This window comes from Vreelandella mediterranea (assembly GCF_970647075.1).
Map to the genome: position 1 here is coordinate 1,593,268 of NZ_OZ310198.1, position 14,016 is coordinate 1,607,283.

General features: G+C 61.5%; 10 protein-coding genes. 7 read left to right on the forward strand and 3 right to left on the reverse strand.

The annotated features are described in order from the left end of the window. Nucleotides 1-47: 47 nt before the first annotated feature. The 6 genes from cysM to rluF all read left to right on the forward strand — a co-directional run bounded on the left by cysM (nt 48) and on the right by rluF (nt 9,557). Nucleotides 48-944, forward strand: coding sequence for a cysteine synthase CysM (cysM, locus tag ACWFVE_RS07505; protein ID WP_447530510.1), 897 nt, complete (start codon nt 48-50; stop codon nt 942-944). A gap of 62 nt (nt 945-1,006) precedes the next feature. Continuing rightward, nucleotides 1,007-2,425: a 23S rRNA (uracil(1939)-C(5))-methyltransferase RlmD gene (gene rlmD / locus ACWFVE_RS07510; RefSeq protein ID WP_447528656.1), complete on the forward strand. Its 1,419-nt coding sequence runs from the start codon at nt 1,007-1,009 to the stop codon at nt 2,423-2,425. Nucleotides 2,426-2,491: 66 nt separating this feature from the next. Next, nucleotides 2,492-4,765: a GTP diphosphokinase gene (gene relA / locus ACWFVE_RS07515; protein WP_447528657.1), complete on the forward strand. Its 2,274-nt coding sequence runs from the start codon at nt 2,492-2,494 to the stop codon at nt 4,763-4,765. Then, entirely contained in the window at nt 4,765-5,592 is an 828-nt protein-coding gene (mazG, locus tag ACWFVE_RS07520) for a nucleoside triphosphate pyrophosphohydrolase (RefSeq protein WP_447528658.1), read from the forward strand. The genes relA and mazG overlap by 1 nt, the downstream gene beginning before the upstream one ends. A gap of 163 nt (nt 5,593-5,755) precedes the next feature. Beyond that, on the forward strand, nt 5,756-8,404 hold the full coding sequence (ppc, locus tag ACWFVE_RS07525) for a phosphoenolpyruvate carboxylase (protein ID WP_447528659.1): 2,649 nt from the start codon (nt 5,756-5,758) through the stop codon (nt 8,402-8,404). 73 nt (nt 8,405-8,477) lie between these two features. Further along, nucleotides 8,478-9,557: a 23S rRNA pseudouridine(2604) synthase RluF gene (gene rluF / locus ACWFVE_RS07530; protein ID WP_447528660.1), complete on the forward strand. Its 1,080-nt coding sequence runs from the start codon at nt 8,478-8,480 to the stop codon at nt 9,555-9,557. 3 nt (nt 9,558-9,560) lie between these two features. Here rluF and ACWFVE_RS07535 read toward each other — a convergent pair whose 3' ends face one another. Genes ACWFVE_RS07535 through ACWFVE_RS07545 form a run of 3 tightly spaced genes read right to left on the reverse strand, consistent with a single transcriptional unit; the run spans nt 9,561 to nt 11,892 of the window. After that, nucleotides 9,561-10,229, reverse strand: a complete 669-nt coding sequence (locus ACWFVE_RS07535; protein WP_447528661.1) for an anthranilate synthase component II — start codon at nt 10,227-10,229, stop codon at nt 9,561-9,563. Beyond that, entirely contained in the window at nt 10,226-11,620 is a 1,395-nt protein-coding gene (locus tag ACWFVE_RS07540) for an anthranilate synthase component I family protein (RefSeq protein WP_447528662.1), read from the reverse strand. The genes ACWFVE_RS07535 and ACWFVE_RS07540 overlap by 4 nt, the downstream gene beginning before the upstream one ends. Continuing rightward, the gene (locus ACWFVE_RS07545; RefSeq protein WP_447528663.1) at nt 11,617-11,892 is read right to left on the reverse strand and encodes a Trp family transcriptional regulator; all 276 of its coding nucleotides are present in this window, start codon (nt 11,890-11,892) and stop codon (nt 11,617-11,619) included. Before ACWFVE_RS07545 ends, ACWFVE_RS07540 begins: the two co-directional genes overlap by 4 nt. Nucleotides 11,893-12,038: 146 nt before the next feature. Between ACWFVE_RS07545 and ACWFVE_RS07550 the strand changes: the two genes are divergently transcribed. Then, nucleotides 12,039-13,934 (forward strand): monovalent cation:proton antiporter-2 (CPA2) family protein, encoded by a 1,896-nt coding sequence (locus ACWFVE_RS07550; protein WP_447528664.1) that lies wholly within the window; start codon nt 12,039-12,041, stop codon nt 13,932-13,934. Nucleotides 13,935-14,016: the final 82 nt, after the last annotated feature.

Sequence of the window (14,016 nt, forward strand, 5' to 3'; positions counted from 1 at the left end):
GCAGCCCCGATATAATGCCGTATAAAGGTGACGATAAGGAACGCATGATGGACTATCCCGCGCTTGAAGATGTAATTGGCAATACCCCGCTGGTACGTTTGACGCGTATCAGCGCCGGACGCAACAACACGCTGCTGGCCAAACTCGAGGGCAATAACCCGGCGGGGTCGGTAAAGGATCGCCCGGCGCTTTCGATGCTCGCCGAGGCCGAAGCCCGCGGTGAGATCGCCCCGGGGGATACGCTGATCGAGGCAACCTCGGGCAATACCGGCATTGCGCTGGCCATGGCGGCGGCCATCAAGGGCTATAATATGGTGCTGGTCATGCCCGAAAACGCCTCCAGCGAGCGTAAACAAGCCATGGCCGCTTACGGGGCCACGCTGATTTCGGCCAGCCAAAAGGGTGGCATGGAGGAAGCCCGGGATATCGCCGATGAGATGATCGCCAAGGGTGAAGGCAAGCCGCTCAATCAGTTTGCCAACGCGGACAACCCGCTGGCCCACTACCGTACCACCGGGCCGGAGCTTTGGCAGCAAACCGGTGGCGAGATCACTCACTTCGTAAGCTCCATGGGCACGACCGGCACCATCATGGGCGTATCACGCTATCTAAAAGAGCAAAATAGCGCGATCGAGATCGTCGGCCTGCAGCCGGAAGACGGCGCCAGTATCGCCGGTATTCGCCGCTGGCCCGAGGCGTACCTGCCGGCCATTTTCGAAGCCCCCCGGGTGGATACCGTGTTGGATATCGGCCAGCAAGAGGCGGAAGAGCACATGCGCCGGCTGGCGCGGGAAGAAGGCATTCTGGCCGGGGTCTCGTCTGGAGGAAGCCTTGCCGGGGCGCTGCGCATCGCCGAGCAGGTCGAGAACGCGGTGATCGTCTTCATCGTCTGCGACCGGGGCGATCGTTACCTGTCCACCGGTCTTTATGCGCCCGCGCAGTAGCGCTTGGCTTAAGTAAATGTGTAAGGATTCTCTGTTTTTGAAAACCGTTTTGGATAACCATCATGCTGGGTAAAAAGCGGCCACCGCGGCCCAAGTCGGGCCACTCCGGGCTTGCCCGTACGCCACCGGGTGCCCCGACCAAAGGCGCCGAGGGTAACACCTTGATCATCGACCGGCTGGCCCACGACGGGCGCGGTATCGCCCATAGCGCGGCGGGCAAGACCGTGTTCGTCGACAGGGCGCTGCCCGGGGAAGAGGTCGAAGCGGCCGTGCATATCGAGCGTAAGCGCTTTGACGAGGCGCATATAAAGCAGCGCCTTACCAGCGCCGAGAGCCGGGTGGCCCCGCCGTGCCCTTATTACGAGCGGTGCGGTGGGTGTGATCTTCAGCACCTGAATTTGGCCGCCCAGCGCGAACACAAGCGCCAAGTGGTCAAAGAGCTCTTCGCCCGCCAGGGGGTCGAACTTGCCCGGATCGACGCGCTCGACGGCTCTTCAGAGCACTACCGGCGCCGGGCACGGCTCGGTGTGCGGCTGGATTCACAGGATAACGTGCTGCTGGGTTTTCGCGCGGCGGGCAGTCACCGGCTGGTGAATATCGATCATTGCCATGTGCTCGTACCCGAGCTTTCTGCGCTGATCGCACCGCTCAAGGCATTGCTGGAAACCCTCGATGCCCCCAAGCAGGTCGGTCATATCGAGCTCATCAAGCCGGCCGGCAAGCCGGTCGTGCTTGTCCGCCAGTTAAAGGCCAACGTTCATGACGTCCAGGCGTGGCAGGCCTTCGCCAGTGAACAGGGCGTCAGCGTAGGTGCCTGGGTAGGCCGCGAAGAGCCGGTGCTCGAGTGGTATGGCGAGGCCCCCACCCTCGAGGACACGCTGAGCCTGCCCGCTGGATTGAAATCGCCAGATGCGCCTGCGCACCTGGCGCTGGGCTTCAGCCCCGGCGATTTTTTGCAGGTCAACGCCGAGGTCAACCAGCAGATGATCGACCGGGTGATCGAGTGGCTGACACCGACGCTGGCATCATCAGCCGCGCCACGTGTGCTTGATCTCTTCGCGGGGATCGGTAACTTTAGTTTGCCCCTGGCGGTTGCCGGTGCTCGGGTGCTCGCCGCCGAGGGCAGTGCCGCGATGGTCCGACGTATCGCGACCAACGCCGAGCGGTATCAGCTCGATATCGCCGCCCGGCAGGTGGATTTGAGTCAAGTCGCGCGCCTTGGCGAACTCTTCGACGTGGGCGAGACGATCGACGCCGTGGTGCTCGACCCGCCCCGGGGCGGCGCCGAGGCCATTTGCCACGCTCTGGGCGAGCGCCGAGTCGCGCAGGTGGCCTACATCGCCTGCGACCCGGCGACACTTGCGCGGGATGCGGCCACGCTTTTGCAAAAGGGCTATCGGATCACCGACGTCACCGTCGCGGACATGTTCCCGCATACTGCCCATATCGAGACGCTGGTGCTGTTCGAGTACGCAGGCTAAGCCACCGTTGGCGCTTTACCTAAACGCGGGGTAAAGCGCCGTTAGTTGAAAGGATGAGTCATTGCCATGGTGAAAGTGCGTGAAGACCAGCCGCTGACGCAAGGCGGCAAGGTGGATATAGAGCAGTGGTTGACGCGCTTGAAAGAGAGCGTGCGCCTGCCGGAACCCGAGCGGCTGGTCGAAGCCTGCGAACTTGCCGAAGTGCTCGAGCGCCAGGCACCGCAAACGCACCGCGTGTGGCTCTCGCCGGGCGCCAGTTTTCGTATGGGCTTGGAGATGGCGGATATTCTGGCGGATTTGAAGCTCGACCAGGCCACGCTGGAAGCGGCGGTGCTCTACCGCTCGGTGCGCGAAGGGCTGGTGAGCCTGGAGGCGATTACCAAGCGCTTTGGTGAAGAGGCCGCCACGCTGATCGACGGCGTGCTGCAAATGGCTGCCATTAGCTATCCGCTGGCTTCTCACCAGGCCATGAGCCAGCACAACCAGCAGGAGAACCTGCGTAAGATGCTGGTCAACATGGTCAGCGACGTGCGCGTGGCGCTCATCAAGATCGCCGAGCGCACCTGCGCGCTGCGCCAGGTCAAGGATGCGCCCCGGGACAAATGCCTGCAGGTGGCCCGTGAAGTCGCCGATATCTACGCGCCGCTGGCGCACCGCTTAGGCATCGGTCAAATCAAGTGGGAGCTCGAGGATCTCTCGTTTCGCTACCTTCATGAAAACGACTATAAAACCATCGCCAAATTGTTGGCCGAAAAGCGTCTGGACCGGGACCGCTATATTCAGGACGTGGTGGAAACGCTCGAGTCGTTGATGCGCGCGCAGAATATCAACCGCTTCGATGTCAAAGGTCGCGCCAAGCATATCTACTCGATCTGGCGCAAAATGAAGCGCAAGCACATCGATTTCTCCCAGGTCCACGACGTGCGGGCGGTGCGCATTCTGGTGCCTGCGGTGACCGACTGCTACACCGTGCTGGGTATCGTCCACTCGCGCTGGCACCACGTGTCCAACGAGTTCGACGACTATATCGCCAACCCCAAAAAGAACGGCTATCAGTCGCTGCACACCGCGGTCGTGGGCCCGGAAAACAAGGTGCTCGAAATTCAGATCCGCACCTTTAGCATGCACGACGAAGCCGAGCTTGGCGTGTGCGCCCACTGGCGCTACAAGGGCCACGACACCAACGCCAAAAGCGGCAGCTACGAAGAGAAGATCGCCTGGCTTAGGCAGGTGCTCGAGTGGCAGGACGAAGTGGGCGGCTTTGGTGATCTGCGCGAGGGGCTTTTGAGCGATGTCGCCCCGGACCGCATCTACGTCTTCACACCGGATGGCCACGTCATCGATTTACCCCGTGTGGCCACGCCGATCGATTTCGCCTATCGGGTGCATACCGAGATCGGCCACCTCTGCCGCGGCGCGAAAATCAACGGGCGGATCGTACCGCTCAACTACAAGTTGAAAACCGGCCAGCAGGTCGAGATTCTGACCGCCACCAAGGGCGGGCCGAGCCGGGATTGGCTCAATCCGAGCCTTGGCTACGTACGCACCTCCCGCGCGCGGGCCAAGATTCAGGCCTGGTTCAAACACCAGGCGCGGGACCAGAATTTGGAAGAGGGCCGCGCGCTGTTCGAGCGCGAGATGAAGCGCTTGGACGTCGACGGCCTGAACCTTCAAAAGCTTGCTGAAGCGGTCAACTACCAAAATGCCGACGACATGTACGCAGCCCTTGGCGCCGGCGACCTGCGTATCGGCCAGGTGCTCCACCAGGCGCAGCAGCTGTTCGGGGAAAGCGACGATCAGGAGCAGTTGGAAAGGCTTTTGGCCAAGCCGCGCCGCCAGCCCAGCAAGGCTGTTCAAAGCGATATCACGGTGCTTGGGGTGGGGAATCTCAAGACCAGCATGGCGAACTGCTGTAATCCGGTGCCCGGCGAGCCGATCCTCGGTTTCATCACCCAGGGGCGGGGCGTCACCATTCACCGCCAGGAGTGCTCCAACGTGCTGCAACTGCGCATGGAAGAGCCCCAGCGCATCATCGAGGTAGAGTGGGGCGAGCGTGCCCATACCCGCTACCCGGTGGCCATCGAGATCCAGGCCTGGGACCGCTCGGGGCTTCTGCGCGACGTGACCGGCCTACTGGGCAACGAAAAGGTCAACGTGCTGTCGGTCAATACCTTGACCGATACCGACGAGGGCATTGCTCGCCTGCGTATTACCCTGGAAGTCGACGGCCTTGAAACCCTGGGGCGGCTTTTCTCGCGCATCCAGCAGCTTCCCAACGTGACCGAAGTGCGCCGGCTGCGCGACGCGGACCCGGAAAAGCCCGCGAAAGGAGGCCTATGATGCGCTATGACCTGAATGATTTGCTCGCCCTGATGCGCGTGCTGCGCGACCCGGATCAAGGCTGCCCCTGGGATATCGAGCAACATTGGCAAAGCATCGTGCCACACACCATCGAAGAGGCCTACGAAGTAGCCGATGTCATCGAGCGTCAGGCGTATGAGGAGCTTCCCGGTGAGCTTGGCGATCTGCTTTTTCAGGTCGTCTACTACGCCCAGTTCGGCGCCGAGGAGCAGCGTTTCGATTTTTACGACGTCGTCGATGTGCTCACCACCAAGATGATTCGCCGCCACCCCCACGTGTTCCCGGAAGGCACGCTGGCCTCGCGCCGCCCGCCCGGTGTCAGCGCCAAAGAGGTCGAACAGCGCCAGGTAAAGAGCCGCTGGGAGTCGCTAAAAGCCGACGAGCGCGCCGGGCGCCCGGCAAGCACCGCCTCGGCGCTGGACGATATTCCGCTGGCGCTGCCTGCGCTCAACCGCGCCAACAAGCTCTCCAAGCGCGCTGCCCGGGTGGGCTTCGACTGGCCGGATACCCGCGGCGTCATCGAAAAAATCCGCGAAGAGCTCGACGAAGTCGAACAGGCCCTCGATGAAAACGATCGCGAGCACGCCCAAGAGGAGGTCGGCGATTTACTCTTTGCCACGGCCAATTTAGCCCGCACGCTGGGCTTTGATCCGGAAGCGTGCCTGCGCGGCACCAACGCCAAGTTCGAGCGGCGCTTTCGCTATGTCGAGCGCGCGCTGAGTGCCGAGCAGCGCCCGACAGGTAGCGCCACCCTGGAAGAGATGGAGCACCACTGGCAGGCCGCCAAACGACAAGAGACCGAATAGACGCCGTCGTTTGAGAGAAACGGTTTTAGTAAAACGGTTTAAATAAAGCAGTCCATCAAAACAGTTCTTCAACACAGTCCATCAGGCCATCGAAACAGTCCATTAAAACAGGCCGGGCGAAACGAACCGGGCTTAAAAACAACGAATTCCAAGGAGGTCAGGTATGAGTCATGATTTACACGAGTCCCTGCGGGAGAACGTACGTATTTTGGGCGACAGCCTGGGCCGCACCATTGCCGACGACCTGGGCCAGCCGTTCGTCGATAAAATCGAGACGATCCGCGCCCACGCCAAACAGGGGCGCCAGGGCGATACGCTTCAGCAGCGCGCGCTGATCGAGTATCTGCGCGAGCTGCCCGAGCGCGATCTTCTGCCGGTGACCCGGGCGTTCAACCAGTTCCTCAACCTGGCCAATATTGCCGAGCAGCACTACCGGGCGCGCTTTCGCCGGGTCGAAGACTACAAGCCCGGCATGCAACCCGTGCTCGGCGAGCTCTTGAACCGTGCTCGCGAGGCCGGCAACTCGCCGCGCTCGCTGGTCGAAACGCTTGCCAACATGCGCGTCGAGCTGGTGCTCACCGCTCATCCCACGGAAGTCATTCGCCGCACGCTGATTCAAAAGTACGACGCCATCGACGACTGCCTGACCGCTATCGAAAGCGCCGATGACTACCCGGAGCGCGGCGAGCGCGCCCGTGGGCGCCTGAACGAGCTGATCAGCCAAGCCTGGCACACCGACGAGATTCGCCACGAGCGCCCCACGCCGGTGGACGAGGCCAAGTGGGGCTTTGCGGTGATCGAAAACTCGCTTTGGCAGGCGGTGCCGGATTTTCACCGCGACCTGGATAATCTGCTGCTGGAGAGTGCCGGCGAGCGCCTGCCGCTGGACGCCGCACCGATCCGCTACGCTTCCTGGATGGGCGGCGACCGCGACGGCAACCCGAACGTCACCGCCCGGGTCACCCGCGAGGTGTTGCTACTGGGCCGCTGGATGGCCGCGGATCTGTACCTGCGTGATCTGGAGCAGCTCAAGACCGAACTCTCCATGTGGAAGGCCAATAGCGCCCTGAAAGCCGAAGTCGGCGAGGCCACCGAGCCCTACCGCGAGCTTTTGAAACGGCTTCTGACCCGGGTCGAGGCGACCCGGGACTGGGCGAAGGCCGAACTCGACGGGCAGAACTTCGATGGTGGCCCGATCATCGAAACGCGTGATCAGCTCTACGCGCCGCTTTTGGCCTGCTACCGCTCGCTGTGCGATGTGGGCCTGGACACCATCGCCAACGGCGCGCTGCTCGATACTCTGCGCCGGGTGGCGGTGTTCGGTGTCACGCTCACCAAGCTGGATTTGCGTCAGGAAGCGAGCCGCCACGCCCAACTGATGGAAGAGCTCACGAGTGAATTGGGCCTGGGTCACTATCAGCAGTGGGAGGAATCCGCCCGCCAGGCGTTTTTGCTCGAGGAACTTGCCTCGAACCGGCCGCTGATTCCAAGGCGCTGGGAGTGTTCGGCGGAGTCGCGCGAGGTGATCGATACCTTCAAGGTGATCGCAAGCGAACACGCCGAGGCGCTGGGCACCTATATCATTTCCATGGCCGCCGAGCCTTCGGACGTGTTGACCGTGGCGCTGCTCATGAAGGAGATCGGCGGGCGGGTTACGCTGCCCATCGCACCGCTTTTCGAGACGCTCAACGACCTGGATAACGCCGCCGGGGCGATCGACAAGCTGCTGGCGCTGCCTGGCTACCGGGCGCTGGTGAAGGACCGCCAGGAGGTGATGATCGGCTATTCGGACTCCGCCAAGGATGCAGGCCAACTCGCCGCCGCCTGGGCGCAGTACCGCGCCCAGGAGTCTTTGGTCGAGGTGTGTAAACGCCACGGGGTGGATTTGACGCTGTTTCACGGCCGCGGCGGCACCGTAGGCCGTGGTGGCGGCCCGGCCCATGCGGCGATTCTCTCCCAGCCGCCCGGGTCGGTGAACGGAAGCCTGCGCGTGACCGAGCAGGGCGAGATGATCCGCTTCAAGTTCGGTCAGCCGGATATCGCCCTGCGCTCTATGGAGATCTACGCCTGCGCGGTGCTCGAGGCCACGCTCTTGCCGCCGCCGGCCCCGGAACCCAAGTGGCGCGAGGATATGGACAAGCTGGCGAGCGTCGCCCACGCCGGTTATGTGGGCGTGGTGCGCGAAGACCCGGATTTCGTCCCCTATTTTCGTGCGGTGACTCCGGAAGGGGCGCTGGGTCGGCTGCCGCTGGGTTCACGGCCGACCAAGCGCCGCCAGGACGGCGGCGTGGAAACTTTACGCGCGATTCCCTGGATATTCGCCTGGACCCAGATTCGTTTGATGCTGCCGGCCTGGCTTGGTAGCGGCGAAGCCTTTACCGAACGCCTGGCCCAGCCCGGTGGGCGCGAAGTGCTTCAGGAAATGCGCAACCAGTGGCCGTTTTTTGGTACCTACCTGGACATGCTGGAGATGCTGCTGGCGAAGGCGGATGTCGCCATTGCCGCCTACTACGAGCACCGGCTGGTCGACGAGCCCTCGCTCAAGGCGCTGGGCAAAAAGCTCAGAGAGCGCTTCGAGCGTTTGGAAGTCGCCGTGCTGGATATCGCGGGTCAAGAGGCGCTGTTGGAAAACACGCCCTTGATCCGCCAGGCGATCGACGTGCGCAATCCCTACATCGACCCGCTTCACGGCTTACAGGCCGAGCTTTTGCAACGTAACCGGGACGCTGACGGGGCGATCAGCGCCGATCTATCCCGCGCCCTGATGGTGACCATGGCGGGTATCGCCGCGGGGCTGCGCAACACCGGCTAGACGCTACGCAAAAGCCTTCTTGCCGCCGCCCTCGGGTGGCGGCGTTTCATTTTTAACGCAATTCAGGCGTGCTATGTCGCTTAAAAAATCGACCCGAATCAACAAGTACATCAGCGAGAGCGGGCTTTGCTCGCGCCGTGAGGCCGACCGCTTCGTCGAACAGGGCAACGTATGGCTCAACGGGCGCCGCGCAACGACCGGCGATCAGGTGGTGGCGGGGGATCGGGTCAAGGTCAACGGCCAGGAGATCGAACCCCAAGAGGAAGAGGACCTGGTGCTGATCGCGCTCAACAAGCCGGTGGGCATCGTCAGCACCACCGAGTCGAGCGAAAAGGACAATATCGTCGACTTCGTCCAGCACGGCGTGCGTATCTTTCCCATTGGCCGCCTCGATAAGGACTCCCAGGGGCTGATTTTTCTAACCAACAACGGCGATCTGGTCAACAAGATCCTGCGCGCCAACAACCAACATGAAAAAGAGTACGTGGTCACGGTGAATAAGCCGGTGACCGACGACTTCATCGAAGGCATGCAAAAGGGCGTGCCGATTCTTGGCCAGGTCACCAAAAAGTGCAAAGTGGAGCGCCTGACCAAATTCAGCTTCAACATTACCCTGGTGCAGGGCCTCAACCGCCAGATTCGCCGCATGTGCGAATACTTTGGGTTCGAGGTTACCGAACTCGTGCGTACCCGTATCATGAACGTCTCGCTCAAGGGCCTGGCCACCGGCGACTGGCGCGATTTAACGCCCAAAGAGATCGATACGTTAAGCGAGCTCATCAAGGACTCGGACCCGACCCCCGATGCGCCCAAAAAGCCGCGCGCGCCCAAGGGCGGGGCGCAAAAGCCCCAAGCCAATAAAGGCGCCGGAGGCGGGCAGGGCGCGGGAAGAAGTGCGGGTAGCAATACGGCGAAAGGTGCCGGCAAGCCTGCCGGTAAAGCAACGCCGCCTGGCAAGCGCAAAGAGGCGAAAGCCGGTGCCAGGGGCGCCAAGCCCCAGGGCGCGGGTAAAGCCGCCGCCGGGGCCAAAGGCAAGCCCGCGGGCCGCGGTAAGCCGGTCAAAGCCGGCGGCGCGGGTAAGGCCAGTACCAAGGGCGCATCCACCGGTAAACCGGCAGGCAAGGCGGGCAAGCCCGGCCCACGGCGCAAGTAAGGCTTACTGGTAAGGGGCGAACAGGAAATTGCCGATCAGCTCCTTGCCGCCTTCGGTGGCGAAGGATTCCGGGTGGAACTGGATACCGTGAATGGGATAGTCGCGGTGTTTGACGCCCATCAGCTCGAACTCCCCCGCGGCCTGCCAGCGCGCGCGCTCGGCGAAGCTTTCGGCCCCCAGCTCGCCCACGGTGGCGGTTACGTCCAGGCACTCGGGCAGCGAGGCCGCATCGGCAATCAGCGAGTGGTAGCGCATCACCTCGAGCTGGTCCGGCACGCCGTTGAAGACCGAGCGGTGGTTGTGGTTGATCGGGCTAATCTTGCCGTGCATGGGCAGCGGCGCCTTGATCACCTGGCCGCCGAAGACGTGGACGATGCCCTGCATGCCCAAACACACGCCCAGCAGGGGTGTGGTCGTGCCGAGTTCTTCGATCACCCGGGCGCAGATACCGAAATAGCGCGGGTCATCCGGCGAGCCGGGCCCGGGGGAAATGATGATACGGTCCGCCTCGAGCGCCTTTACCTCTTCGAAATCGATCTGGTCGTTGCGCTTGACCAGAATCTCGAAGCGTTCGATGGCGCCCCGGTTTTTCTCGACGCTTAAAATCTCACCAATGAACTGATAGAGGTTGTAGGTGAAAGAGTCGTAATTATCGATGATCAGCACCTTCATGCGGGGCTCTCCGTATCCATAAAGGGGGCCAGGGCTTTGCGCGTACCGGCGAATTTACGGCGAATTTCCTCGTACTCGTCCTCAGCGTTGGAGTCGAACACGTTGCCGCCACAGGTTTGCACATAGGCGCGCTCGCCGTTGACGAATACGGTACGAATGGGAATGGCGAAGGTGCAGTCGCCGTTGAAAGAGAACTGGCCCACCGCGCCGCCGTAGGGCCCACGCCCGTCGACTTCCAGCTCGTCGATGATTTTCATCGCCTCGATCTTGGGTGCGCCGGTGAGCGTGCCGGCGGGGAAGTTGCTGGCAAGGGCGGTGAACATATCCTCGTTTTGGTCGATGATGCCGACGATCTCGCTGGAGATATGCTGCACGTGGCTAAAGCGCTTGATGTCCATCAGGCTTCGCACCTTGACCGTGCCGAACTGGGCGACCCGGCCGATGTCGTTGCGGTGCAGGTCGACGATCATATTGTGCTCGGCGATCTCCTTGGGGTCGTTCAAAAGCGTGCGGGCAAGCTGAGTGTCTTCCTGCTCGGTCTTGCCCCGGGTGGTCGTGCCGGCCAACGGGAAGGTCTCCATTTCGCCCTGGCGCAGGCGAAAGAGAAGCTCCGGGCTTGCACCGATCAGGCGCTGCTCGCCGAATTTGACGTAGTACATCTGCGGCGACGGGTTGATACGCCGAAGCTCGCCGTAAAGCGCCAGGGTGTCGCCTTCCAGACGAAAACGCTTCTTGAAGCCGACCTCGCACTGAAAAATCTTGCCGTCGACGATGTCCTGCTTCACTTTCGCCACCGCCCGGGCGTGCTCTTCCCGGCTCATGGTGTCGCCCTGCGCGGTAATTTTTAACACTCCCGGGGTCACGTGGTCGGCATCGATCAGTTCCTGGAGGAACGCGAAGCGGCTATCGTCATAGTAGAAGTAGGTGACTTCGCCGGTCATCTTGTCGAGAATCAGCCCGTCCTTGTAAAGGCCGAAGCGGAAGGTGTCGAACTCCTCGCTCGCCTTGAGCGAGAGCGAGGGTTCGAAATACTGCATGGCGTCGTAGCCAAGATAACCGGAAAGGCCGCCGGCGTACTTGCGCGAAATAATGTTTTGCGGCATGAGCGAACGCAAAAGCTCATAAGGATTGTCGCTTGGGTAGGCGTTGGTCTCGCCGTCGCGGTGCTCGATGGTAAGCGTTTGGCCGTTGGCGTAGAGCAGGTACTCCGGGTCGAAGCCGATGATCGAGTGGCGCGCCATGTGGCTATCTTCGCCGAGGGATTCGAGCATGTAGCAGTTATCGAAAGCGCGCTCGATTTTCTGAAACAGCGCGAAGAAATCGCAGTCGGCGGCCAGCGTCACGTAGTGGGGCTTGCGCGGCAGGGTAAAGGGAGTCGGGCCGGCACTCATGGGGTATCCTTGTGGGCAGCGGTAGCGGGTAAAAATGCCTTGGCGCCGCGCGAAACCGTCGCGATGCCAACGCCCAGGGTTTCGGCGATTTTACGGTGCGCCACCCCTTCGTCGAGGAGCTTAAAAATTTGTAGCCGTTTACTGATTTCCTGATATTCTGAAGGCGTTAGCAGGCTATCTAATGCGCTATCCATCGCCTGTGCCGAGTCAATATCGAGCAAGTAGCGCACGAGCTGCGCCCTGTAATCATCTTCCGGTACGTTTTTGGACACGATGCAAACGCCTCATTAATCATTCAACCATTATGTACTAGCGTACTAGTACATAATGGTTGGACCCTCACTGTCAAGCCGTGTTCTAAAGCGCGCTTTTACACACTGCATTGCACGTCATCGCGTCAACCCCCATCGAGAGATCAATGACCCAGTACTTCATTCAGGCTTTTATCTATTTATTGGCGGCCGTCATCGCCGTACCGTTGGCCAAGCGTTTCGGGCTGGGCTCGGTACTGGGGTATCTGGTGGCCGGCGTTGCGATCGGCCCAATTCTTGGGCTGGTAGGGCAAGAAACCGATACCATTCAGCACTTCGCCGAGTTCGGCGTGGTGATGATGCTGTTTCTGGTCGGGATGGAGCTCGACCCTAAAAGCCTCTGGGCGATGCGCGTGCGCCTTTTGGGCCTGGGTGGGCTGCAGGTGGTGTTGAGCGCTGCCGCGGCTACCGCCATTGGCGTGTGGTTAGGATCGGCCTGGCAAACCTCGCTTGCGGTGGGGTTGGTGCTGGCACTTTCGTCCACGGCGATCGTGTTGCAAACGCTCAATGAGAAGGGCCTTGCCGCTACCGAAGGCGGGCGCAGTGCTTTCTCTATTTTGTTGTTCCAGGATATGGCGGTGATTCCCATTCTGGCGTTGATTCCGCTACTGGCGATGCCCGGTATCGACTCGAGCGGCGGCCAGGCAAGCCACGAAAGCTTCGATCTCGTCTCGCATCTGCCGGGTTGGGCCCACGCGCTGGTGGTCATCGCCGCGGTGGGAATGGTGATTGGCGCGGGTTACTACCTGATGCCGCTGCTGTTTCGCTACGTGGTGAAGTCCAACCTGCGGGAGATATTCACCGCCAGCGCCCTGATGCTGGTGATCGGTATCGCCGCGTTGATGGGGCTGGTCAATCTCTCCCCGGCACTCGGCGCGTTTTTGGCCGGGGTCGTACTGGCCAATAGCGAGTTCAAGCATGAGCTCGAGGCCAATATAGAGCCTTTCAAGGGGCTGCTGCTCGGGCTTTTCTTTATCACCGTGGGGGCGGGTATCAATTTTGAGGTGCTGATCGAGCAGTGGCCGGCGGTTATCCTGCTGGGCCTGGGCGTCATGGCGGTGAAGGGCGCGCTTTTGATAAGCCTGGCCTACGTGTTCCACATTCGTGGCAGCAACGGCTGGCTCTTGACCCTGAGCCTGGCCCAGGCCGGCGAGTTCGGCTTCGTATTGTTGACCTATACCCGCCAAAATAGTGTGATCGGCCAGGAACTTGCCGAGCTTTTATCGCTGGTCGTGGCGTTCACCATGTTCTTGACGCCGCTTCTGTTTATCGCTTTCGACAAGCTCGTAGTGCCGCGTTATCTGGAAAGTAAAACCCAGCCCGAGGCCGAAGAGTTCGACGAGCAGTCGCCGGTCATCGTCGCCGGGGCCGGGCGCTTTGGCCAAATCGTTTGCCGGCTTTTAAGGGCCAGCAACGTGCCGTTGGTCGCGCTCGATCTCGAACTCAATCAAATCGAAAACGCTCGGCGCATCAACATCAAAAGCTATTTCGGCGACGCCAGCCGCGGCGATCTGCTGGCGCGGGCAGGGGTCGAAAAAGCCCGTCTGTTGGTGGTGGCTATCGACGATCTCGATCGCGCGGTGCACACCGTGGAGCACGTCAAACGCTACTATCCGAACGTGTGGGTGCTGGCCCGCGCCTATGACCGGGGCCACGGCTACCGCCTGCGCGAGGCCGGGGCCGATGACGTCGTCAGCGAAACCTATCATTCGGCGCTCGAGCTTGGCAGCCACGCGCTGACGGCCCTGGGCGTTCATCCGCTGCGCGCCAAGCAGATGGCCTGGTCCTTCGTGCAAAACGAAGACGCCCACGACGCCGAACTATTCAACGCCTGGCAGGAAATCGAAGGAGGCCAGCGGTTTAGCCGCCGCTACGGCGAGCTCTTCATGCGCCTGGAAGAAGCGCTGAGCCAGGCCATGGACGAGCAGGAAAACGAGCCGCAGAAAGAGGATGTTCCGGTGTGGACGGCGCCGCTGGAAGAGTCGGATTCCAGGGGTCGATAGCCCCGAGTTAGTTACGCGAACGAAGGCGCTTAAACCGTTCGCGATAAACTCTTTATGCCAAGAAACGCACTTCGCCGGATAT

Excerpts from the sequence above, each read along its gene's own strand:
- cysM (WP_447530510.1), top strand. The coding sequence starts at position 48 with ATGGACTATCCCGCGCTTGAAGATGTAATTGGCAATACCCCGCTGGTA.
- rlmD (WP_447528656.1), top strand. The coding sequence starts at position 1,007 with ATGCTGGGTAAAAAGCGGCCACCGCGGCCCAAGTCGGGCCACTCCGGG.
- relA (WP_447528657.1), top strand. The coding sequence starts at position 2,492 with ATGGTGAAAGTGCGTGAAGACCAGCCGCTGACGCAAGGCGGCAAGGTG.
- mazG (WP_447528658.1), top strand. The coding sequence starts at position 4,765 with ATGCGCTATGACCTGAATGATTTGCTCGCCCTGATGCGCGTGCTGCGC.
- ppc (WP_447528659.1), top strand. The coding sequence starts at position 5,756 with ATGAGTCATGATTTACACGAGTCCCTGCGGGAGAACGTACGTATTTTG.
- rluF (WP_447528660.1), top strand. The coding sequence starts at position 8,478 with ATGTCGCTTAAAAAATCGACCCGAATCAACAAGTACATCAGCGAGAGC.
- ACWFVE_RS07535 (WP_447528661.1), bottom strand. The coding sequence starts at position 10,229 with ATGAAGGTGCTGATCATCGATAATTACGACTCTTTCACCTACAACCTC.
- ACWFVE_RS07540 (WP_447528662.1), bottom strand. The coding sequence starts at position 11,620 with ATGAGTGCCGGCCCGACTCCCTTTACCCTGCCGCGCAAGCCCCACTAC.
- ACWFVE_RS07550 (WP_447528664.1), top strand. The coding sequence starts at position 12,039 with ATGACCCAGTACTTCATTCAGGCTTTTATCTATTTATTGGCGGCCGTC.